A 20,347-nucleotide genomic window follows, 5' to 3' on the forward strand; every position below is an offset into this window, starting at 1 on the left:
TTGCACACGATATTCGCCAGAATTTGAAGATCCGTATATCAGATATATTTCCTGTACTGGGACAATACATTTCGCGATAGAATTGATGCATGACTTCGGGTGGGGAAATCAACGAGAAGGGCGTGGTCGTCATTTTGGCGAACCTCGACGTCCTTCTCGATTCTCTGCTCGACAATTCGTGCACCTCTTTGTCGGATGATGAATTTATCGACCACATGCGTGAATTCGAAGCCTTCGCGCGCAAAGTCGCCGTCGTGCAACACCGATTCGCCCAAGCGGTCGCCGACCGCGGCCTCGCCCAGCGGTACGGGTTCAGTCCGACCGCCGGGGTGCGCAGCTTTCTTGTGGAGACGTTGAATCTGTCCAAGGGGGACGCGGCGGCGCGGGCGAACGCCGCCGAGCACCTCGACGACCGCCGGTTCAGCCCCAACGGCTACCTGCCACCCGCGCTGCCCCTTACCGCGGCCGCGCAGGCCGCGGGCGAAGTCTCCGCCGACCATGTGCGCGTGATCATCTCGGTCATGGACCGCATCCCCAGCAGTGTCGAACAGCAGTCGCGGACCGAGGCCGAGGAGCGGCTGGTCGAGTCCGCGCGGGTGTGCACGCCCGATGGGCTCAAGAAGGTCGGCGCGCGGATCCTCGCCTTCCTCGACCCGGACGGGAAACTGACCTCCGACCGGGATCGGGCGCGGATGCGCTCGCTGGTACGCAGCACCCAACGCGTCGACGGCATGATCGAATTCAAGGGCCTGCTCAACCCGGAGGCCACCGCGTTCCTCGACACCATGTTGGCGAAGTGGGCGCGCCCGGGGATGTGCAACCCGGAGGACCCCGACAGCCCGATGGTCGCCGATCCCGATGGGGACGACCGCAGCCTCGTCGAAGCCGCCGCCGCGCGCGACACGCGCAGCCAAGCCCAGCGCAATCACGACGCGCTGTTGGCCTACCTCAAGCACGGCGGCCCGGAAACGCTTGGCAAGCACCGTGGTATCCCCGTGAGTGTCGTGCTGACCATGACCGTCGAGGACGTCGAGAAGGCATCCGGGTGCGCCACGACCGCCACCGGCGGGACGGTGCCGATGAAGACCGCCCTCGAAATGGCCGAAGGCTCGATTCCGACACTGATGGTGTTCGACCACACCCAGAACAAGCCCCTGCACCTCGCACCCGGTGTGCGACTGGCGAACAAGTGGCAGCGCCTCGCCAGGATCGCGACCGATCGCGGCTGCACCCGTCCCGGGTGTTCGGCACCGGCGACGATGTGCCAGATGCACCACGTCCTCGGCTTCGCCCAAGGCGGGCTCACCCACATCGAAAACCTCACCTTGGCGTGCGATCGATGCCACGCAAGAATCACCGGCACACAGTCGGGGTGGGAAACCGAAGTCCTCGACGCCGATTCGGACCATCCGGGCAGAGTCGGGTGGCGAGCCCCCGCGCATGTGGACCCGGTCGGTCTACTCGAGGTCAATCATGTGCATCATCCCGACGAGGTCCTGTATCAGGCCGACGTCCGAATAGAGGCACGCCACCTGCGCGAGACCCGCACCAGTGCAAATGAATCCACCGAAGCACAATCTCCGGGCACCGCACCGGACAGCGTCCCCGCCGCGCCACTCCCCCCGGGCAGCGAGCCGATCGCGCCACAACCCCCGTTCTAAGACTTGCCGGGCAACCCCGCCGTGCGAGAACCCTCGCGTGTTGTCCTGCGAGGCAATCCCACCGCGCACAAGTCCCAGAAGTCAGGCCGGGACCCAACCCGCCGCGCTCGAGTTCCAGAAGCCACGCCGGGATCACCGGCACCGCGTCGGGGTGGCGAGCCCGAAGTCCTGGAAGACAATTCGAACCATCCGGCAGAGTCGGGTGGCGAGCACCCGCCCATGTAGACCCGGTCGGTCTACTCAAGGTGAATCATTCCGAATACAGGCACTCCGCCAGCGCGAAACCCGCGCCACCGCAAACGAACCCAGCGCACCACAATCCCCGCGCACAACACTGGGCACCACGCAGCGCAGCGAAGCCGCGCCACAACCTACGTGGTGAGACTCGCCGAGCAACCTCGCCGCGCCAGCGGCCCTCGCGTGTCGTCCTTTGAGGCAACTCCTCCGCGCCGAGTCCCGGAGTTGCGCCGTGAGGTAATCCCACGCGCTCGAGCCCTCGGCAAGTCGCACCGGGACGAAATCCCACCACATCCGAGCCCCCGTCATGACACCCGAGCGGAGGGCCCGCCGCACCCGAGCCCCCGTAGTGACAATCCCAGGCGGAGGCCCCGCCGCACTACAACCTCGGGTGTATATGTCGGTGAATCATCTCTAAAACAGCATTAGTGCAGTCCGCAGGCTGGGATCGCGGGCTTACGGCACCCAATGTCGCGTCAGCTAAAGTCAGGAAAGGCTGGCGACGCAACCACACTTAATGTCGTTTAAAGACAGGCGTTCCCAAAACATCCGTCTCATTCCAGGCTGAAGGTCGCGGATTCCGCTCCATCACACGACCCTCAGCCGATCAGGGACATTCCTACTTAGCTGCCAACGCGATCACATCACTCACCACATTCGGGCGGGAGACACTGACAGCGTGCGACCCATCGACTTCCACGGAATAGCCGCCAGCCCTCTCGGCCATAAATCGCTGCGCCTCGATCGGAATATTCTTGTCCGCGGTGGTGAGAAGCGAGAAGACAGGGATATCTCGCCAACCGACAGCACCGGCACCCTCCTGTAGCGCGGCGAGAGCAACAGGTCGCTGAGTCGCGGCCATGGCTGCGGCGACCGAAGCGGGGACATCCCCGGCGAACTGCGCTGGAAACTCGTCCTGGCGAATGTAGAGTTCCGTCTCCGACTTGCCTTCCGGCCCTGGGTACTCCACCGCCCGGGTGGTCGGCCCCAGCGTCGATCCGGGGAACTTGTCGGTCAGTCCGAGGGCGCTCTCCCCTTCGGCGGGAATGAAAGCCGCGATGTAAACGAGGGCTTTGACGTTCTGTTTCCCGGCCGACGCGACGCTGATGACGCTGCCGCCATAGGAGTGGCCGACCAGGACGACCGGGCCCTCGACGCTGTCGACCACCGAGGCGACGTAGGCCGCGTCGCTGCTGAGGCCGCGGAGGGGGTTGGCGGCGGCGAGGACGGGATAGTTCTGGGCGCGGAGGTTGTCGATGACGCCGTTCCAGCTGGAGGAGTCGGCGAAAGCGCCGTGGACCAGGACGATGGTGGGTTTGTTGCTCACGGGTCTATTCCTTGTCGGGCGGAGGGGGTCAGGCGTACAGCGCGGCGCGCAGGACCGCGACGGCTTGGGCGACAGCGGCTTTGGCGGCGTAGGTGTCGTGCATGGAGTTGACCATGACGAAGTCGTGGATGATGCCGCCGTAGCGAGTCTGAATCACCGGAACACCGGCGGCACGCAACTTTCCGGCAAATGCCTCACCCTCGTCGCGCAGCACGTCGGCTTCGGCGGTGATGACCAGGGCGGGCGGCAGGCCGGTGAGCTGTTCGGTGGTGGCGCGCAGCGGCGAGGCGGTGATCTGGGCGCGGTCCTCGGCGCTGGTGGTGTACTGGTCCCAGAACCACTGCATGCCTTCGCGAGTCAGGAAGTAGCCGGTGGCGAACTCCTTATACGAACCGGTGTCGAAATTCGCGTCGGTGACCGGGTAGAACAGCACCTGTTGGGTGAAGGATACGTCGCCGCGCTCCTTGGCCATGAGGGTCAGCGCGATGGCCATATTGCCGCCGACCGAATCGCCCGCGACCGCGATGCGCGAGGAATCCAGACCCTTTGTCGCGCCCTCGGTCGAAACCCATTGCGCCACACGGTAGGACTGCTCGTTGGCCACCGGGTACCGCACCTCCGGCGAACGGTCGTACTCAGGGAACACGACGGCCGCGCCCACCCCCACGGCGAGGTCGCGCACCAAGCGATCGTGCGTGTGCGCGTCACCGAAAACCCAACCCGCACCATGCGTGTAGACGATCACCGGCAAAGACCCCTGCGCACCTTGCGGTTTCACGATCCGCGCACGCACCGACCCGGTCGGCCCGCCTTCCACGGTGATCCACTCCTCGGCGACCTCCGGCTTGAAGATCGGCGAATCCTGCACCGAGTCAACGGCTTTGCGACCCTCTTCCGGCGGCAGTTGGTAGAGGAACGGCGGCTCAGAGGTGGCGTCGACGAACTCCTGAGCAGCCTGCTCGAGGGCGATTCCCAACGGATTTCCAGACATGGGGATTCCTTTCCGAAGATGTGTTGTGTGGTTCAGCCCAGAGCGGCCAGGGCGTCGACGATGACGCCGACGACCTCGTCGGGGTGGGTCCGCATGACCAGATGCGGCCCGTCGATCTCGACGACCGAACGCAATCCGGCGCGCTGGTACCCGAAGCGTTCGACCTCGGGATTGATGGTGCGGTCGGCGCTGGACACGATCCCCCACCCGGGCTTGGTCTTCCAGGCCGCCGCCGAGGCGGTCTCGCCGAAAGCGAAGGCCGACAGCGGCCGTTGCGAGACGGCGAGAACCCGCGCCGTGGCCGAATCCAGCCCCGCCGCGAAGACTTCCGGGAAGGCGGCTATATCGACGGACACATCGGTCCCCGGCTCGCCACTCTCGGTCGGGTACGGCGTGTACACCAGGTTGGCGGCCAGGTCCGAATCCGGGAAACCGCCTTGCAGCTGCCCGAGACTCTCACCCTCGTCCAGGGCGTAGCCCGAGACGTAGACCAGTCCGACGACATTGTCGGCGACTCCGGCGACGGTGATGACCGCGCCGCCGTAGGAATGCCCGACCAAAAGCACAGGGCCGCTGATACTTTCGACGACCGCCCGGATGGACGCGACGTCCGCGCTCAGGCTGCGGTTGTAGACCGGCGGCGCCAGCACCCGATGACCGCGAGCGAGCAGCCGCGCGGTGACCGGCGCCCAACTGGCGGCATCGGCGAAAGCGCCGTGTACGAGCACGATGGTTGTTGCGGAGGACGACACGAGGTTCCTTCCTCGATCGCTCGGATCGATAGGGATGGCGTTGTGCCGCACTCAGTTTCCGCCGAGCAACCCCCTCCGCGCCCCTCGCCACGGGCCGTGAAAACCACCGATCAGGACACGGCCGCCACCATGGGCGGATCCGCCGCGACCGAACCGGTGGATCGGAACCGCTGCTGGTACTTACGCGGCGAAATGCCGAGCCGCGCGACGAAAGCGCGGCGCAGCGCCTCACTGCTGCCGTATCCGGCCGCCATGGCGGCCTCGGTGACGCTGTGGCCCGCATGCAGCATGTCGCGTGCCACCCCGAAGCGAATGAAGGCCACGTATTCGGCGGGCGAACGTTCCAGCTCCGCCCGAAACAGCCGGGTCAAATGCCGCACACTCACCCGGGCGTGCGCGGCCAGCGTCTGCACCGTATGCGGGAACGCCGGATCCGCGCAGATCAGGTCGATCACCTTGCGCACCAGCGGACTACGCGGCACCGGCCCGGTGAGCAGCGCGGAGAACTGCGATTGACCACCCGATCGCTGCATGTAGACCACGAGCAGCTGTGCGACCCGGCGGGCCACGTCGGCACCGTAGTCCTCCTCCACCAGAGCGAGCGCGAGATCCACGCCCGCCGCGACTCCGGCCGAGCTGTACAGGTTTCCGTCCCGCACGAAGATCGCGTCCGGCTCCACCACCACCGAGGGATAGCGCCGCGCCAGATCCGCCGCGAATTTCCAATGCGTGGTGGCCCGACGCCCGTCGAGAAGCCCGAGTTCGGCCAGCACGACCGCACCGCTGCAGATCGACGCCAGTCGCCGGGTGCGCGCCGACAACTCCCGCGCCGCCGCGAGCAGTGCGGGGGTCATGAACTTCGCGGCCGGAAGTTCACTGCCGGGAACGATCACCGTGTCGAAGCGTCCGGCCTCGGCCGCCGGTGCGCTCACCTCGACCTTCGCGCCGATGGAGGTCGCCACGTTCGCGCCGTCCGGCGAGACCAGCACCACCTCATAGCCGGGCACCGTCTGGTTGGCCTCCACGAAGACCTCCGCCGGACCCACGAAGTCGAGCATTTTGACGCCGTCGAAGACGAGAATGCCCACGCGTCGGCGGGGCTGCTCCGAGAGATTGGTGGCCATGTCATCCAGTATTCTGGAGGCGTGCCTCCAAAACAAGCGGTGTGGGCCAGCGCACCCGGATTGGTACGGTGAGCGAATGGGACGGCCACGACAGTTCGATGAATCGAGCCTGCTGGACGCCGCCACTGAGCTGTTCTGGTCGCGGGGATTCGACGACACGTCGGTGGAGGACGTGTCGCGGGTGACCGGCGTCGGCAATGGGAGTATCTACGGCGCGTACGGCAACAAGCGGGGTCTGTTCCTCGCGGCGTTCGAACGCTATTGCGCGGGCCGCGGGCGTTTCGTCCGCGAGGTGGTGCTCGCAGCGCCCGGTTCGGCGCGGGCCGCGGTGCGAGCGCTGTTCGAGGCGATCATCGACGACTGCACCTCGCATCCGGATCGCCGCGGCTGCCTGATGATCAACAGCGTGGCCCAGTTGGGCGGCCGCATCCCCGAGGTGGTCGCCATGGGCGCGCGGACCACGGCGGCCATGGAGGAGGGCGTCGCCGAGCGGCTACGCCAGGCCGCCCGCCGCGACGACGGCACCGTCGACGAGGCCCTGATCTCCGCGCACAGCGCGAATATCGTCCTGGTGGCCCAGGGCCTGATTCAGTTGAGCCGCATGGGAATCGACCGCGACCGGCTGTTGGAGATCGCGGACATCTCGACCACGGCGCTGCCCTCGGCGTGGGCCGACCGCATCGCCGTGCACTGATCAGCGCCCCGCCGCCGCGGTGTCCTTCGGGTTGATGAAGCCGCGCAGCGGCGAGAGTCCGTCGTAGGTGTCGAGCATGAGCCTCCCCAGTACGGCGTGCGCCTGCACCACCGGATTCGTCGCGCCGTAGTTGCCGGGCTCGGGTGCTTGGTCGGTGAAGAACGAGTAGACGACCAGGGGTCCGCCGTTCTCGTCGAACATGACGCCGGTCTCGTGCCGCCGATCCTCCGACGCGCCGTGTTTGCCGCCGAAGCGAGAACGCTCGTCGGAGGACATGTTTCGCCGGATGCCGTCGGTGTAGCCGATCGCCGACCAGGTCAGAATGCGCAGCGCCGCCCTGGTCGACTCCGGTGAGAGCAGGGTGCCGGTGGCCAGGCGGTAGAGCAGGTCGTTGTTCTCGCGCGGGGTGGTGAAGCCGAGGTAGAAGCGCTGTTGGCCGGGGAGCGGCTCGACCCGGGTGTGGACGAAGCCGAGGCCGTCGAGGATCTCGTTGATCCGTTCGCCGGAGACGAATCGCGAGAGCAGTCGCACGGCGGTGTTGTCGGAGACCTGCACCATGGCGGTCAGCAGATTCGCGACGGTCAGCCGATCGCCGAAGGCGGCCTGGTTCAAGAAGATTCCGCTGCCCTGGGCGACGATATCCGCGTCCAGGGTGGTGGTGTCGGTGAGCCGCACCCGGCCCGCGTCCACCTCGGCCAGGACGGCGGTCATGACGGCCAGCTTCTGCACGCTCGCGCCCTCCATCAGGAAGTCGGCGTCCTGGTCGACGACCGGGACCCGCGTACCGGAGCTGAGATCGGTGACCAGGCAGTGCCAGCGGCCACCGGCCAGCCGCGAAACGCCCTGGAATTCCACGTCGAACGCCTTGCCAGCAACCGGTGTGTCCGCCGCGGCGGGCCGGGCGGCCAACAGCCCACCGGCCGCGATCGCACTGGACGCCAACAACGTTCGCCTGTCGAAGAACCTCACCCGCGAAACCTAGCCGCGGGCAAAGCGATTCAGCAAACCGTCCTCACACGCGTTCGTGCCCCGCCACATTCCGCGACGGGGCACGAACGGGGTTTGTCGCCCGAACGGTTCAGTAAGTGGCGGAACGCAATTCGGGCCGCACGTCGTCCCAGCTCGCCGGGGCCGGACCGAAGGTGCGCTCGGCATTGGCGATGACGGCTTTGCCCAGCGCCCGGTTGCCGACCGCGCCGATCACCGCGCCGATTCCGGCGGGCAGGGTGCGGCCGAACATGAGCACGCCGCGTTTGACGATGAATTGGGTGATGAAGCGGCGTGCCATGGCATTGTCGACATTGCGGACCACGGGCAGGTGGTCGGCCAGCGCCCCGGCCCAATCGCGGGCGGACTGACTCGCGTTCTTCCCCAGCATCTCCGCGCCGCCCTCGCCGAGTACGACTCCCGCGACCAGGGCGCGGCGCTGCTTCGGCGGAATGGACTCCATCCCGTGCACGGCGCTCATCGAGGCCGCGAACAGGGCCGAGGTCTCCAGAAAGAACACCGACTCCGCGCCGCTGGCCACCAACCCGATCACCGTGCCGACGCCCGGTACGGCCGCGCTGAGCCCCGCCAACGTGCCACTGGTGATCACCAGGGCGAGATACCGCGTCTCCAAGCCCTTGGCGATGTCCTCGGGTGAGCGGGAGGGGTGCCGCCGCCGCAGGTGGTCGACGTACTTCGCCGCCAGCGGGGCCTGTACCCCGCTGCCCGCGCGAAGCACGGCTTCGACGGATTTGTGCAGTGCGCGCTCGAACATTCCGGGCGTCCCCTTTCGTCGCTTCGCACAGGTGGCCCGCCCGAGATTACGGACGCCCGCGCCCACCGCCGTGCTCCGACACGGCAATCGCCACAGAATCTCCACACCGACCGCATCGAACCCCCATGATCGCCGGATAGCGTCCGCGGCGTGGGGAGAATGCTGGCCGCGGCGCGGCGTGGGTGGCAGGGATGGTCGAGATGGCGGCGCGCAGGGGTGATCTGTTCGACGGTCGTCGCCCTGCTGCTCGCCCCGGTGCTCGCCGCCGCGGTGGCCTTGCGGCTCGAGTACGCCGGGGAGCTCTCCGAGGATGCCCGCACGCGTGGCCGTGACGCGGTGTGGCTGGGCCACGCCTGGGTGGACGGACGCAAGACCGACGCCGATATCGACCGACTCGCGGCCCTGGTCTCCGGCACCGGCATCAAGGACCTGTTCGTCCACACCGGCCCGTTGGAGCACGACGGCGGCCTGCCCGCCGAATTGTCGCCGCGCGCATCATGGTTCACCGAGGCGGTGCACCGACAACTGCCCGGCGTTCGTGTGCAGTCCTGGCTCGGCGATATCGTCCAGCCCGAATTCGCCGGATTGAACGTGGAGGACCCAGCGGTCCGCGACCGCGTCGTCACCTCGGCGGCCAAGGCCCTGGATCTCGGCTTCGACGGTATCCATTACGATCTGGAACCCATCCGCTCCGGCTCGCCCGGCTACCTCGCCCTGCTGGACAGGACCCGCGCGCTCTCCTCGACTCGCCAAGTGCCCCTGTCGGTCTCGGCCCCGCAGCTCGACCCGCTCCCCGGCGCGCACTCGGTCGGCATCGCCCTGTTCGACCATGGAAAGTGGTGGTCCCAAGCGTATTTCGCCGAGGTCGCCCGCAGGGTCGACCAGGTCGCGCTCATGTCCTACGACACGGCCATGCCGACCCAATCCCTCTACGGCGGCTATGTCGCGCACCAAACGAAACTCGCGCTCCAGGTCACCCCCGCACAGGTCGACCTGCTCATGGGTGCTCCCGCGTTCTGGGCCGACGACCCAGGCCACCACGGCGACGCCGAAACGGTCGCCGCCGCCCTGCGCGGTATCCGCCTCGCCCTGGGCCGCCACTCCCCCGGCCGTCAGACCTTCGGAGTAGCCCTGTATGTGGATTTCGCTGCCACACCACGGGATTGGGCGACCTACCGCCGTGACTGGTGCTAGCCGGTCAGTTCGGCGATATCGCGGTCGCTGAGGACCACGGGCTGCACCGCATCGCGGTCGCGGACCATCCGGGCGGCGCGGTAGAGCGGACGTTCCTCGGCCATGGCGTCGCGGGCCTCGGCGCGCAGCTGCTGTACGAGCAGGCTGGAGACGGCCAAGGCGGCGGCGAGCTGGCACTGCGCGAGCGCGTCGGCCAGGCGGCGCAGACCCAGAATGTGCAGTTCACGCCCGCTGCCGCTGTCGGTGTACATGGCCAGCGGGATCACGCGTACGTCGGGAACGGTGGTGACGCGCAGGACCACTCGGCTGAGTCGGCCCGGATAGACCAGGAGCTCCACGCCGGTGGCGTCGGCGATATCGAGCCGATGCTCGCCGGACCAGGTGTGCGCGTGAAGTACCGTGCCCACCAACGACATTCGGCGACGCTGCGCGGCGACGGCGTAGAGCGCGGTGGGCGCGCCGAGGACGAGCGCCGCCGCCACCGCGACCGGCCAGTTCACCAGCAGCGCCAGCAGCAGGCCGACGCCGATGCCCACACCCATGGCGGCGAGCGCCAGGCGGCGCAGGGCCGGTGCGTACATTTCGGGAGCGATGAGATCGAGCCCGACGGGCGCGGGGGGCTCGGAATTCGGTTGATCAGTCACGGGTACGCATTCGTCCAGGTGGGAGAGGGTGCCAGCCGTCGGGGTCGAACACCGTCGGGGACGCTACCAGTAGGAGGGGGTAGCGCGCCGAACTTCGGGTCGCGACGAGGCCGCCCGCGACGACCGGCACCGGGCGAAAAGACGGCTCGCCCACCGAATCCCGTGGGGCACAGCGGGTATGGCGGCCGCGACTGCCCCCGGCAGCTGGCGCGTGCCGGGGCGCGGTCGGCGGGAACTACTCGGCCAGGTCGGCGGCCACCTGGGCCACCACCTGATCCAGCGGCACCTCGCGCTGCTCGCCGTTGCGCAGATCCTTCAGCGCGATGACCCCCTCGGCCACCTCGCGGTCGCCGAGCACCAGCGCGAAGCGCGCGCCGGAGCGGTCCGCCGCCTTCATCGCGCCCTTGAGCCCGCGCCCACCGTAGGCCAGGTCCGTGCGGATTCCGGCCGCGCGCAGCCGCGCCGCGAGGGTCACCAGGTGCTGTTTGGCGGTCTCGCCCATCGGCACGCCGTACACCTCGCAGGTGGCGGTGCTACCGGCGGACTTGCCCTCGGCCTGCAGGGCGAGCACGGTGCGGTCGACGCCGAGGCCGAAGCCGATGCCGGACAGTTCCGGTCCGCCGAGCTGAGCCATCAGCCCGTCGTAGCGGCCGCCGCCGCCGATACCGGACTGCGCGCCGAGCCCGTCGTGCACGAATTCGAAGGTGGTCTTCGTGTAGTAGTCCAGTCCGCGCACCATGCGCGGATTCACCACATACGGCACGCCGATCCCGTCGAGGTAGCCGAGCACCTGGTCGAAGTGCGCCTTGGCCGACTCCGACAGGTGATCGATCATGAGCGGCGCGTCCGCGACCATCTCCTTGACCTCGGGTCGCTTGTCGTCGAGCACGCGCAGCGGATTGATCTCCGCGCGGCGGCGGGTCTCCTCGTCCAGCGGCAGCTTGAACAGGAAGTCCTGCAACAGCTCCCGGTACTGCGGACGGCAGGTGTCATCGCCGAGCGAGGTGATCTCCAACCGGAAATCGGTCAACCCGAGCGTGCGGAAACCGGCGTCGGCAATGGCGATGACCTCGGCGTCCAGCGCCGGATCGTCGATGCCGATGGCCTCCACACCGACCTGCTGGAGCTGGCGGTACCGACCCGCCTGCGGTTGCTCGTAGCGGAAGAACGGACCCGCGTAGCAGAGCTTCACCGGCAGCCCGCCGCGATCGAGGTTGTGTTCGATGGCCGCGCGCATCACCCCGGCGGTGCCTTCGGGCCGCAGCGTGAAGCTCTGTCCTTTGCGGTCGGTGAAGGTCCACATCTCCTTGCTGACCACATCGGTGGACTCGCCGACGCCCCGCGCGAACAGGGCGGTCTCCTCGAAGACCGGCAGCTCGATATGCCCGTATCCGGCCAGTCGCGCGGCGCGGATCAGCCCGTCACGCGCGGCGACGAACTCCGCCGAGGTCGGCGGCAGGTAATCGGGGACACCCTTCGGGGCCTTGAAGCTGCTGGTCTTGGTCACGGCCCAAGTGTTTCAAACGCCCGTCACACAAGTCCAACCGGTTTACCCAGCACTGTCCCGCGGCGCTCATATGTGATACATCCGCGGTTGTAAAGGATTGCCTCAGGAACTGATGGCACACTCTTATGCCGGATACAACCGACCACGGAGGGACTAGCTAGTGCCGAGCAATGAACAGCGACGCGCTGCGGCGAAACGCAAGCTGGAGCGTCAACTGGCAAACCGGGCCGAACGTGCCCGCAAGCGCAAGCAGCTCACGATCGCCGCGTCCGCCCTGGGTGTCGTGGTCGCCGTGGCCGCGGGCGTCGGCATCTACTTCCTGGCCCGTGGTGACGACAGCAGCACCACCACCGCCTCGGAGACCCCCGAGGCGTCGCTCGCCTCGGCTCCCCCCTCGGCCAAGCCCAAGGCCGAGCTGGTCAACTGCACCTACCGGGACACCCCGGACCAGCCCGCCTCCCGCCCGGTGGACAAGCCCCGCACCGAGGGCATCAAGACCACCGGCGGCGACGCCACCCTCAGCGTGAGCATGGACACCAGCCAGGGTCCCATCGGCCTCACCCTCAACAATGCCGAATCCCCGTGCACCACCAATAGTTTCGCGAGCCTGGCGGCGCAGAAGTTCTTCGACGGCACCAGCTGCCACCGCCTCGTGACCGGCGGCATCAAGGTGCTGCAGTGCGGTGATCCGACCGGTACCGGCACCGGCGGTCCCGGCTACTCCTACGACAACGAGTACCCGACGGACCAGTACGAGCCCGGCGATATGGCGGCGCAGACGCCGGTCGACTACAAGCGCGGCGTGATCGCCATGGCCAACGGCGGCCCGAACCAGGACGGCACCGGCACCAACGGCAGCCAGTTCTTCCTCGTCTACGGCGATTCGCAACTGCCGCCGCAGTACACCATCTTCGGCACCATCGACGAGAAGGGCCTCGAGACCCTCGACAAGGTCGCCGCGGGCGGTGACGACGGCTCGCTGGATCCCAACCCGGGCGGCGGTAAGCCGAACCTCGCGGTCACCATCAATTCGGTCCAAATCGACTGACCGGCATGGTCGGTCCCGGACCGGTCCGGATCGGGTGACCAATAGTGTCCGCCCGGTCGGCCGACCGAGACCGACCGTCCCCCAAGTCGGTACCGGTTCCCAGGTTTAGCACCCGCAACCGTCGGGTACTGCCGGAATCGACTGACCGGCACGATCTTTCGGGCCCGACGTCTTCCCGCGTCGGGCCTGATTTTTTCTCGTGTCCACCACCCTCAACACCCCGGAAACCTCCGGTGTAAGGGTTCCCTAACCAAAGAAAATCCGAAGTTTTTCGGCGTCTGTCGGAATTGTGCGATATATGCTGGATCGCAGCACGCGCGTACGGCGGTATCCGAGTTCTCGCTGGTAATCTCATAGAACGGAGTACGAAGCGGCGTAGTACCCCCATCGGGCAACCCCCACAGGGCAAGTGCCGCGCCCGGAGTGCTCCCGGTGTCCACGTTTGCAGGCGGGACACCGCGACCCGAACCACCGTTCGAGTGGCGATGTCCGTGACGAAACACCACAATCATCCACAGTGATTACTGCAGCATCGGGGAGCAGGCAATGGCCGAGGAACTCGACGACATCGGCCGCGAAACCGCGGCGATGATGAGGCAAATGTTGCAGCTCGCGACACTTGTCGCGCTGCGAACCCGGGAACGTGGCCAGAAGGAAGCGGAAGCCCGCGTCAAGATGACCGAGTCCCGGCAGAAGGAGGCCCGGGAGCGTCAGCTCCGGGAGGCCGCGGATTCCAAGGCCAAAGATCCGCGCAATCTCGAACTCGCGCGCATGATCGAGAAACCCCCTCTGGACAAGGGTGTTTCGCTGGAGAAGGACCGCTTCGCCGCGCAGGCCGAGGCCACTCGCATGGCCGCCACCCAGGCCGCGCAGGCCAAAACCCTGGTTCGACATGATTCCGTGGAGCGGCGTGCGGCCTTGGCGCAGCACCTGACTCGCATGGGAATCGCCCCCGAGCTCGCCGCCGTGCGGATGCTGCTCGAGGTGGGCCAGGCGCAGTCGGCGGCGGAGGCGGTGCGGACCCGGCAGGAAGAGGCGGCGGCGGTCCAGCGGCGGGCACGCGAACAGGAAGCCCGCGGGCTTCAGCGCGTTCGCTCCTGACGCGCCGGAATTTCTTCCGGCCCGGAATTCCTTCTGGCACAGCGCATTACGTGCCGAACACCGGCACAGCACCGAAAGCGCTCGGACGCGAGCCGAGCGCCCTCGGATCCGACTAGATGCGGAAGTCCCCCATCGTCGGGTCGCTGAACAGCCCCTGCTGGGGTGATTTCAGCGGTAGCGGCGTCAACATGTCCTTGTGCCCATTGCGCACACTGCAGTACTTGAACGGCCCCTTCGGGTCGAACAGCTTGGCCATATGCGGATCGGCGTGATCCAGAAACCACACGGACAGACCGGTTTTGCCGTCCAGTCGATAGTGCTCCCACGCCCGCCACATGGCGTCGAGGCGCGCGACCGCCTCCGCGTGCTTCCACCACTCCGGACACCACACCGTATCGCTGATATCGGTCACCTGCCGCCGGTACACCAGCGAGAGGTAGTTCTCCACGAACTCCACCACGCTCGCGTAGACCATCGGCTGTTGCTGCTGTTCGTTCACAGCCGCTTGACCTCCTCAATCCGTCCGGCGGGGGCCGGATCCGCTTTGACCAGCGAGGGAGCGCCGATCAGGTCGGCGATCTCGGTCTTCTTGTGTTCGGTGGGGTTGTGGTTCTCGATCGACTTGGTTACATCGGCACGGTACTCGCTCTCCCACCACGGCACCGTGCGAACCAGGACCGGCGGTGTACCGGAGGAGAAGACGATGGCGCGCCCGCGCGGCAGGGTGGCCAGGGCGTGCACATTGAAGGTCTTGGAGGAGCCGAGCGAGCGCGAATAGCTCTTGCCGCCTTTGGATTCCGAGACCGATCCGGAGATGGTGTCGTATTCGCCGATCTGCTCGGAGCGTTCCTGGAGGAACTTGCTGTCGTCCACGCCGCTGCCGAGCACCTTGATATTGGCGGCGGCCCACAGCGCTTCCATACCGTCGAGGCCCCAGCAGCGCGCGCCCTGCGCCCAGGATTGCAGCACGGTCATGACGACGATGCCGCGAGATCCGAAGTGCGAGTACTGCTTCGGCAGATCCTTCCAGCGCACCACGTTGGCGGCCTCGTCGAGGACCGCGAGCAGCGGGATGGGCAGGCGGCCGCCGGGTGAGCGCGACGCCTTGCGGGTGGCCACGTCGATGACGGCCTCGGTGAGCGCGGAGACCAAGGGGGCGGCCGAGCCGCGACCCTCGAGGGAGAGGCTGTAGAGCGTGCCGTTGCCCTCGATGAACTCGAGTTCGTCGAACTGAATCCTGTTGACCACGCCGCGATCTCGGGTGCGGGTCTCCCCCGGGGTGATCCACGGGTGCACGTTCGACAGCTTCAGGCAGCGCACCATCTTCTTGGCGGAGCCGAAAATGCCGCTGCGCGTGCGGTCGTCGACGTTGAACTGCTGGGCCAAGCCCGAGGCCATGTAGTGCTGGCCGGAGCGGCGCAGCAGTTCGACGGGTTCGGTGTCGCGCCAGTTGTTGACCCATTCCCAGACCTGGATGATGGGCCGGTTGTCCACGGCGGCGGCCAGGAACAGGCCCGCGAGGAGATCCTCGGCCTCCTGGTCGAAGTAGGAGTCGGTGGTGGCGACGGGGCCGGAGCTGTCGTCGCCGTCGGCGAAGTGACCGGCGAGGCGGACCGCGCGCACCTCACATCCCGGGCTGTGGGCATCGACCCAGGCCAGCGGATCCCAGTACCAGGTGGGCTCCTCGTCGGCGACGCCCTGCGGGTCGAAGACGAAGGTGCGGCTGCCTTTTCCTTCGCGCACATCGCGGGTGGCGTCGACGACGTCACGCTTGTTGGAGGTGGTGAGTACGGGGCCGATGGCCGTCAGGATGGCCGGGATGACGCGCGAGGTGGTCTTGCCCTGGCGCGGGCCCCAGATGTCGACGTGCAGATCCTCGTAGGAGCCGTAGACCATCTGGCCGTCGGCGACGGAGACGCCGATCGGCACACCCGGCGCGTCGTCGCGGCCCAGCCGCATGCCGAGCTGTCCGGCCTTCTCCCGCACCCCGGCCTCGGTGAGCGGTTTGATGGCGCCGCCGCTGCCCATGTAGTCGGCTTTGTCGTCCACGGCTAGTCGGCCGACCGACTTGCGCGCCTTGAGCTTTCGGTTCACCACGAACCAGCCGACAATGGCCACCAGCAGTAGCACGATGATCACGGTCGACGCCGTCGGCCAGGTCAGATTGCCGCGGGCCAGATCGAAGCCGATGGCGATCGGATTGATCGGGATGTTCTGTCTGGGCGAGGAGAACAGGTTGCCCAATTGCAGCGCCAACCACAGGGTCCCGAAGATCGCGAACCCCGCGTAGATCATGTAGAGGGTGGCGTCCGGCCCGGGTACGGCGGGATCGGTCACCTTCTTCTTCTTCGCCATCTCTGCCTCCTCCGATGACCTGTGAGTCGTTGCCGCTCAGCGGAATTCGTCGAGCCGCCAGCCATCCGCGGTGCGGACGACGGTGGCGACGACCGTCGACGGGGGCAGCGGTTCGCGCCGCCCGTCGGGATAGACGACGGTCTGTTCGATCCCGATCTTGTACTGCTGCCGGTTCGGGTCGGTGCCGGACGCCGCCTCGCCGGAGGCGAAGGTGAACGCCTCGACGGTGGCCCCGGCCTTACCCCAATCGGCCCAGCGCACCGTCGCCTTGGGCGTCTCCACGGCCGTCGGTGTGCTGTCCAGGGTACGGATCAGGGTGGGACCCAGCCATTCCCGGGCTCGCGACAGCGCCGCGCCCTCGGTTTCGGTGGCCGGATACCAGGTGAAGATCTCGTGCAGTGCCGAGACCGCGACGCCCTCCGGACTGGCGGGATCGGGTGCCGGAGCGCTCTTCAGCAGCCGGGTGGTGGACGTGGGTGGCTGTCCCGCACCCGAATCGGGTTCGGCACTGTCGCTTCCACAGGAGGCGACCAGCATCGCGACGCTCACCACCAGTATCACCGCCAGGTTCGCGCGTATGTTCGGACTTCCACTCCAGGCTAGACGCCCGCGCCGATACCCGGGCGATACCAGCGGTTTTCCCGGGTCGGCGTGTCCGATATTCAGCTCGTGTCCGGTCATACGCCGCGCTTGGCGTCGTTGAGGGTGTCCACCAGGGTGCGGTTCATCTCGGCGGCGGCGGCCAATTGCTGTTGCAGCAGTGCGACCTTGCGGCGCAGGGCGATCGCGTCCATGCGCTCCAGGCCCGGACCCTCGGCGGCGCGCACCCAGTTGCGCACCGAATTGGTGTGCACGCCGATCTGATCGGCCACCACCCGGCAGGCCTCGGATTCGCTGCGCAGCTTGCCGGTGAGGGCAATGACCTGTTCGACGGCGGCCTGTCTCACCTCGGGCGAGACTCTTCGGTACGACCGGTGCGGCATCATGCGGCACTCCCCTCGTCGGAGCCCCGGGAATTGGATTCGGTGAATTCGCTGAAACGCTGGTTGGTGTCGTGGATTCCGCTCTCCCGCTCCGAGGGCGTGAACTCCATGTGGAAGGGGATGCCGGGGCGGCGGTCCTCGCCGATCTTGAGCAGGAATTTACCGGTACCGGGCGCGGGCGGGCGCTGTTGGCCCGGTTTGAGCGCCTCGCCGGTGAGTGCCTGCGGCGCGGACCAACTGGTCACCATCTCCTCCTCGGCTGCGGTGAACGGCACGGTGGAATCCAGGCGCGAGATCTCCTCCGCCGGAAGGGCTCCGAAGATCTTGGCGCGCGCTCGCTCCAGGAAGCCGAGCGCCTTGGCGATGGCGGCCTCGGAGCCGAGCGACTGCAAATCCTTGATGGTGTGGCTGATCATGATCAGCGAGGTGGCGATGCCGCGCTGCAGGCGGGTCAGCTCGTCCACGCGGTCGACCATGAAGTCGCCGAGGCCGAGGACCTGCCACAGCTCGTCCATGACCACCTGGAAGTAGCGCTGCGGGCCGAGTTCGGCGTCGGCGAGCACGTGCGCGGCCTCGACCGAGGCGAAACCGTCGGCCCAGCAGGCGAGCATGACGGCGGCCTTGAGTTTCTTGTCGCCACTGGGGATGTGGGAGACGTCGATGCAGACGGCGGTGGCGGTGGTGTCGATGGGGGTGGTGGTCTGGCCGTTGAACACCGCGCCGAAGGGGCCCTGGGTGAGCGCGCGCAGGGAGCGGCGCAGGCCCTTGATGGCGGTCTGGTATTCGTCGGGATTGTCGGCGCCCGCGTCGAGTTGCAGTTCGTCGCCGCCCGCCACCACCACCTCGAGCAGATTCTCGATGATGGGCGGCTGGTCGGGGGTGAAGCCGCTGCCCTCGCGGTAGAGGATGCGCAGGGCGGTGGAGATGAGGGTCTCCTCGTAGTCGCGCACGCGCGCGCCGCGGACCAGTTCGACCAGACCGGCGATGAGGGTGACCTGGCGGGCGCGCATCTCCTGGAGGACCTGGGTTTGCAGCGCGGGCAGGTCGGCGAGCATCGGGATGATGGACCCGAGTACACCGGCGGCCAAGGGGTTCAGTTTGCCGTGGCCGTAGCCGAGGTCGATGACCTGGCCGTCGACCAACTCCACCAGTTTGCGGTAGTCGGGCTTGACGTCGGCCAGGATGAGCGGGGTGATGCCCTGGGCGACGCCGCCCAGGACGATGCGGCGCACCAGGGAAGATTTGCCGAAACCGTTGAGGCCCAGCACGAACAGGCTCGGCGCGGTGATGAAGCTGCCGCGCATGAACCAGTTCATGGGGTCGAAGCAGACCGGTGCGCCGGTGTGCAGGTGCGAGCCGAGCGGGGTGCCGATGAGCGGTGCGCCCGCGCCGACGGACCAGGGCCAGAGCCCGGCGACCTGGGCGGTGGTGGCGCGGTATTCGACGGGGCGGCCGACGACGTTCATGCGGCCGCCGCCCTCGCCCAGGTAGCCGCGGTCGGTGAGTTGTGCGGTGGTGCGGTCGAATTCGTCGAAGCTGCCGTATTCGATGCGCTCCACGCGCGCCGCGTGATTGCGCCGCCGCAGATCGTCGGTGTGCAGCCGGAACGCGGCCCAGGCCGCGCCCAGGCCGTTCTTCTCCCGGGCCACGGCCTCCAATCGCGCCCTGGTGGAGTCGTCGAGCAGGCGCGGGCCCGCCTGCTTGCGCTGCTTGGCGGCCTTGGCTTTTCGGGCCTTCTGCGCGGCCTTCTCGCGGCGCTTCCGTTCGGCTCGCTCGGCGGCGACGGTGGCCCGGTCCGGGCGTTCCTTTCCGGCCGCGCGCGAGGTGCGGCCGCGCGTCGAGCGGTCCGACGGCTCACCGTCCGGGCGCGGCCGACGGGTGCGCCCCGGCGACCCGGTGCGCCCGCCCAGATGCACGCGATCACCTTCGACGGCCCGACCGCGCCCGTTCTCCTTGGCCCGCCGCCCGTCCTCGGCCGCGGTCCCCCGCCCCGCCTCGTCGGCGACACGTGGCCGTTTCCGCCCCGGATCAGCCTTGCGCATCCGCTCACCTTCCGGCAGATCCGTACCCCGGGCACGTTCGCGCACCGGTTGTTCCGACCTCGGCCGCTCCCGACCAGTGGCCTCCCCATCCCGGGCACGTCGCCCGCGCCCCGAATTTCGGCCGGATTCAGTCGATTCCGGGCCACCACGCCGCGCCCGCTCGGATGAGCCACGGCGCTCGGACTCCGACGAACCACGCCGCTCGGACTGGGATGAACCATACCGCTCGGACTCTGGTGAGCCAGGCCGCTCGGACTGGGATGAGCCACGCCGCTCGGGCTCCGAAGGGCCACGACGCTCGGGCTCGGATGTTCCACGGCGTGTGTACTCGCCGGTGTGCGGCATGGATTCCGACGATTCGGGCCCCACGCCCCGCCGACCGCGCGCACGCCAAGACCGCTCAACCTCGCTGGACCCGCCGTCGCGCCGCACGGTTCCGGTGGCGGAACCACTGGAATCCGAGGAGTGTTCGACGGCTGCGGCCCCCGCCCGTCGACCGGAATCCGGCGACTCGTCCGCTGCGCGGCTACCGACCGCCCGCTCGGCCGACTCCGCCGCGCCCGATTCGTCCGCTTCGCCCGCCAGGCGCGAATCCCGCGCGGTACGGGTGCGCCCCCGCACGACTTCGCCAGCCCGCGAGCCGCGCTCCGAGGAGATCTCTTCTCGCCCAACGGCATCAACGGACTCATGACCGCGCACCGGGGAATCCGACGCAGGCGTTTCACGGGTAGGCACCATCGCGCCGCGACCATCGCGCCGGACCCCGGCCACCTCCCGCTGCGCGACCTCGCCCCGCACTCCTACGCCGCCCGTGGATGCGGCCGCTCCGATTCCCGCCACGGCATCGTCATGGATCACATCGCCCGCGGGTTGCCCCGGTTCGTCGTCATCCCACAGCGTCGGACGCCCAGGCCGTGCGCGCCCA

The 20,347-nt window shown here is 67.9% G+C and carries 18 protein-coding genes; 5 read left to right on the top strand and 13 right to left on the bottom strand.

Annotated features, from left to right (window positions below):
• Positions 1–89: 89 nt before the first annotated feature.
• Positions 90–1,661 (top strand): DUF222 domain-containing protein, encoded by a 1,572-nt coding sequence (locus ACIBH2_RS05980; protein WP_397113948.1) that lies wholly within the window; start codon positions 90–92, stop codon positions 1,659–1,661.
• Between the two features lie 856 nt (positions 1,662–2,517).
• On the opposite strand, the gene ACIBH2_RS05985 is transcribed toward ACIBH2_RS05980, so the two are convergent.
• From ACIBH2_RS05985 to ACIBH2_RS06000, 4 genes are all read right to left on the bottom strand, one after another.
• Positions 2,518–3,225, bottom strand: coding sequence for an alpha/beta fold hydrolase (locus tag ACIBH2_RS05985; protein ID WP_397113950.1), 708 nt, complete (start codon positions 3,223–3,225; stop codon positions 2,518–2,520).
• Between the two features lie 28 nt (positions 3,226–3,253).
• Positions 3,254–4,216, bottom strand: coding sequence for an alpha/beta hydrolase (locus tag ACIBH2_RS05990; protein ID WP_397113952.1), 963 nt, complete (start codon positions 4,214–4,216; stop codon positions 3,254–3,256).
• A 32-nt stretch (positions 4,217–4,248) separates the two neighbouring features.
• Complete coding sequence (locus tag ACIBH2_RS05995; RefSeq protein ID WP_397113954.1) at positions 4,249–4,968, bottom strand: alpha/beta fold hydrolase; 720 nt, start codon at positions 4,966–4,968, stop codon at positions 4,249–4,251.
• 110 nt (positions 4,969–5,078) lie between these two features.
• Positions 5,079–6,092 (bottom strand): GlxA family transcriptional regulator, encoded by a 1,014-nt coding sequence (locus ACIBH2_RS06000; protein WP_397113956.1) that lies wholly within the window; start codon positions 6,090–6,092, stop codon positions 5,079–5,081.
• Positions 6,093–6,168: 76 nt separating this feature from the next.
• Between ACIBH2_RS06000 and ACIBH2_RS06005 the strand changes: the two genes are divergently transcribed.
• Positions 6,169–6,786, top strand: a complete 618-nt coding sequence (locus ACIBH2_RS06005) for a TetR/AcrR family transcriptional regulator (RefSeq protein WP_397113958.1) — start codon at positions 6,169–6,171, stop codon at positions 6,784–6,786.
• On the opposite strand, the gene ACIBH2_RS06010 is transcribed toward ACIBH2_RS06005, so the two are convergent.
• Together ACIBH2_RS06010 and ACIBH2_RS06015 are read right to left on the bottom strand one after the other, a co-directional pair.
• Positions 6,787–7,755: a serine hydrolase gene (locus tag ACIBH2_RS06010; protein WP_397113960.1), complete on the bottom strand. Its 969-nt coding sequence runs from the start codon at positions 7,753–7,755 to the stop codon at positions 6,787–6,789.
• Between the two features lie 109 nt (positions 7,756–7,864).
• Positions 7,865–8,548 carry a hypothetical protein gene (locus tag ACIBH2_RS06015; protein WP_397113962.1) on the bottom strand — a complete coding sequence of 228 codons (684 nt, stop codon included), beginning with the start codon at positions 8,546–8,548 and terminating at the stop codon, positions 7,865–7,867.
• Positions 8,549–8,707: 159 nt separating this feature from the next.
• On the opposite strand from ACIBH2_RS06015, the gene ACIBH2_RS06020 reads away from it, so the two are divergent.
• Complete coding sequence (locus tag ACIBH2_RS06020) at positions 8,708–9,742, top strand: hypothetical protein (RefSeq protein ID WP_397116836.1); 1,035 nt, start codon at positions 8,708–8,710, stop codon at positions 9,740–9,742.
• On the opposite strand, the gene ACIBH2_RS06025 is transcribed toward ACIBH2_RS06020, so the two are convergent.
• Together ACIBH2_RS06025 and hisS are read right to left on the bottom strand one after the other, a co-directional pair.
• Positions 9,739–10,386, bottom strand: a complete 648-nt coding sequence (locus ACIBH2_RS06025; RefSeq protein WP_397113964.1) for a hypothetical protein — start codon at positions 10,384–10,386, stop codon at positions 9,739–9,741. The two genes, ACIBH2_RS06020 and ACIBH2_RS06025, sit on opposite strands and share 4 nt — an antisense overlap.
• A gap of 235 nt (positions 10,387–10,621) precedes the next feature.
• Entirely contained in the window at positions 10,622–11,893 is a 1,272-nt protein-coding gene (hisS, locus tag ACIBH2_RS06030) for a histidine--tRNA ligase (RefSeq protein ID WP_397113966.1), read from the bottom strand.
• Positions 11,894–12,053: 160 nt separating this feature from the next.
• Here hisS and ACIBH2_RS06035 point away from each other — a divergent pair, with 160 nt between their 5' ends.
• Both ACIBH2_RS06035 and ACIBH2_RS06040 read left to right on the top strand, forming a co-directional pair.
• Positions 12,054–12,941 (top strand): peptidylprolyl isomerase, encoded by an 888-nt coding sequence (locus ACIBH2_RS06035; protein WP_397113968.1) that lies wholly within the window; start codon positions 12,054–12,056, stop codon positions 12,939–12,941.
• A gap of 546 nt (positions 12,942–13,487) precedes the next feature.
• Positions 13,488–14,042, top strand: a complete 555-nt coding sequence (locus ACIBH2_RS06040) for a hypothetical protein (protein WP_397113970.1) — start codon at positions 13,488–13,490, stop codon at positions 14,040–14,042.
• A gap of 112 nt (positions 14,043–14,154) precedes the next feature.
• Here ACIBH2_RS06040 and ACIBH2_RS06045 read toward each other — a convergent pair whose 3' ends face one another.
• The 5 genes from ACIBH2_RS06045 to ACIBH2_RS06065 form a co-directional block, all read right to left on the bottom strand.
• Positions 14,155–14,541, bottom strand: coding sequence for a DUF4913 domain-containing protein (locus tag ACIBH2_RS06045; protein ID WP_245720122.1), 387 nt, complete (start codon positions 14,539–14,541; stop codon positions 14,155–14,157).
• Entirely contained in the window at positions 14,538–16,397 is a 1,860-nt protein-coding gene (locus ACIBH2_RS06050) for a type IV secretory system conjugative DNA transfer family protein (RefSeq protein WP_397113973.1), read from the bottom strand. Before ACIBH2_RS06050 ends, ACIBH2_RS06045 begins: the two co-directional genes overlap by 4 nt.
• 36 nt (positions 16,398–16,433) lie before the next feature.
• Complete coding sequence (locus tag ACIBH2_RS06055; protein ID WP_397113975.1) at positions 16,434–16,949, bottom strand: hypothetical protein; 516 nt, start codon at positions 16,947–16,949, stop codon at positions 16,434–16,436.
• 125 nt (positions 16,950–17,074) lie between these two features.
• Complete coding sequence (locus ACIBH2_RS06060) at positions 17,075–17,344, bottom strand: transposase (protein WP_397113977.1); 270 nt, start codon at positions 17,342–17,344, stop codon at positions 17,075–17,077.
• A gap of 35 nt (positions 17,345–17,379) precedes the next feature.
• Complete coding sequence (locus ACIBH2_RS06065; RefSeq protein WP_397113979.1) at positions 17,380–19,422, bottom strand: hypothetical protein; 2,043 nt, start codon at positions 19,420–19,422, stop codon at positions 17,380–17,382.
• Positions 19,423–20,347: the final 925 nt, after the last annotated feature.

Origin of the sequence: Nocardia sp. NPDC050406, from assembly GCF_044459025.1 — a bacterium.
Lineage (GTDB): Bacteria > Actinomycetota > Actinomycetes > Mycobacteriales > Mycobacteriaceae > Nocardia.